Raw genomic sequence first — 1,929 nt, 5'->3', positions numbered from 1 at the left:
CCCGGAGGCCACGCCCGACCACCGCACCCTCCCCTGGGGCCCGGCCCGCGGCGTCGCGCGGCCGCGCCTGGGCGCCCCGCCCCCCGCGGCCGCGGCCACCTGGCCACCGGCGAAGCCGATGGAGAGGCGCGCGCCGCCGCGGTGGCGCCGGGCGCGCGCCTCTCCATCGGCTTCGCCGATGGCCAGGTGGCCGCGACCGCGGAGGGCGCGGCGCCAAGGCGCGGCCGCGCGAAGCCGCAGGCCGGGCAACAGGGGAGGTTGCTGTGATCGGACGTCGCATCCTGCTGGGGGCGCCGGCGCTGCTGCTCGCGCGCAGCGCGCGGGCGCTGCAATGGCGGGGCGTGCCGGAACAGGGCGCGCTGATCGTCGGCACCGTGCCGCCCGGCACGCGCATGGCGCTGGACGGGCAGGCGCTGCGCGTCAGCCCGCAGGGCGATTTCGCCTTCGGCTTCGGCCGCGACCATGGCGCCGGCGCGCGGCTTTCCGTCACCGAGCCCGGCGGGCGCGCCGCGGTGCGGGCGCTGGCGGTGCGCAAGCGCGACTGGCCGGTGCAGCGCATCAGTGGCCTGCCGCCCGCGCAGGTGACGCCCGACCAGGCGGCGCTGCGGCGGATCACGGCGGAGCGGGAGCGCCTGCGCGCGGTGCGGGGCGAGGATTCCGGGCTCACCGGCTTCGCCGCGGCGCTGGCCTGGCCGGCGCGCGGGCGGATCAGCGGCGTCTTCGGCAGCCAGCGCATCCTGAACGGCGAGCCGCGGCAGCCGCATTACGGCTTCGACATCGCCGCGCCGACCGGCACGCCGGTGTCGGCGGCGCTTGCGGGGCGGGTGACGCTGTCGGGCGACTTCTTCTTCTTCGGCCAGCTGCTGGTGCTGGACCATGGCCATGGCGTGAACACGCTCTATGCGCATCTGTCCGCGCGGAGCGTGACGGAGGGCGAGGTGGTGGACCGCGGCCAGCCGATCGGGAAGATCGGCGCCACCGGCCGCGTCACCGGGCCGCATCTGCATTTCTCGCTGTCCTGGTACCAGACCTGGCTCGATCCGCAGCCGCTGCTCGAAGGCTGAACGGCACATCGGAGGACACGGCATGACCGGGCAGGGCTTCGCCACCTATCCCAGCCTGCGCGGCCGGGTCGTGCTGATCACCGGCGGCGCGACCGGGATCGGGGCGGAGATGGTCGCGCAATTCGCGCGACAGGATGCGCGGGTGGCGTTCCTCGACTTCGACGCGGCGAACGGCGCGCAGGTCGCCGCGGCGACGGGCGCGTTTTTCGTGCGGTGCGACCTGCGCGACATCGCCGCCTTGCGGAGTGCCGTCGCGGAGGTGCGCACAAGGCTCGGCGATCCGCTGGTGCTGGTGAACAACGCGGCGCGCGACGACCGGCACGGGCTGGAGACGGTGGAGCCCGACTACTGGGACGAGCGGATGGCCACGAATCTCCGCCACATGTTCTTCTGCGCCCAGGCGGTGGCGCCCGGGATGCGCGCGGCGCGGCAGGGCTCGATCATCAACATGGGCAGCGTGAGCTGGATGAGCGCGCAGGGCGGCATGCCCGCCTACACGGCCGCGAAATCCGCCGTGCGCGGCCTGACGCGCGGCCTGGCGCGCGACCTCGGCGGCGACAACATCCGCGTCAACGAACTGGTGCCCGGCTGGGTCTTCACCGAGCGGCAGGAAGAGCTGTGGGCGACGCCGGAGGCGGTGGCGCAGCACCTCGCCGCGCAATGCATCCACCGCAAGGTGATGCCGCCGGATCTGGCGCGGATGGCGCTGTGGCTCGCTTCCGACGACAGCGCGATGGTGACGGCGCAGTATTTCGTGGTGGATGGCGGCAAGGTGTAGCGGCACGCGCCGCCCCCCGCCGGGGGGGGGCCCCCCCCCGCCCCCGGGGGGAGGGGCCGCCCCAGCCCCCCCCCCCCCCCCCCCGCC

At 75.6% G+C, this 1,929-nt stretch carries 2 protein-coding genes; both read left to right on the top strand.

Annotated elements, in window-relative coordinates:
* Positions 1 to 263 precede the first annotated feature (263 nt).
* On the top strand, positions 264 to 1,064 hold the full coding sequence (locus AC1MIR_RS12825; RefSeq protein ID WP_480028539.1) for a M23 family metallopeptidase: 801 nt from the start codon (positions 264 to 266) through the stop codon (positions 1,062 to 1,064).
* Between the two features lie 22 nt (positions 1,065 to 1,086).
* The gene (locus tag AC1MIR_RS12820; RefSeq protein WP_480028538.1) at positions 1,087 to 1,842 is read left to right on the top strand and encodes an SDR family NAD(P)-dependent oxidoreductase; all 756 of its coding nucleotides are present in this window, start codon (positions 1,087 to 1,089) and stop codon (positions 1,840 to 1,842) included.
* Positions 1,843 to 1,929 lie beyond the last annotated feature (87 nt).

The sequence above is a fragment of the Falsiroseomonas sp. RANM36 genome, assembly GCF_056682175.1.
This window is presented reverse-complemented; position numbering and strand designations above follow the sequence as displayed.

Coding starts and splice junctions, on each gene's coding strand:
- AC1MIR_RS12820 (WP_480028538.1), top strand. CDS start 1,087: ATGACCGGGCAGGGCTTCGCCACCTATCCCAGCCTGCGCGGCCGGGTC.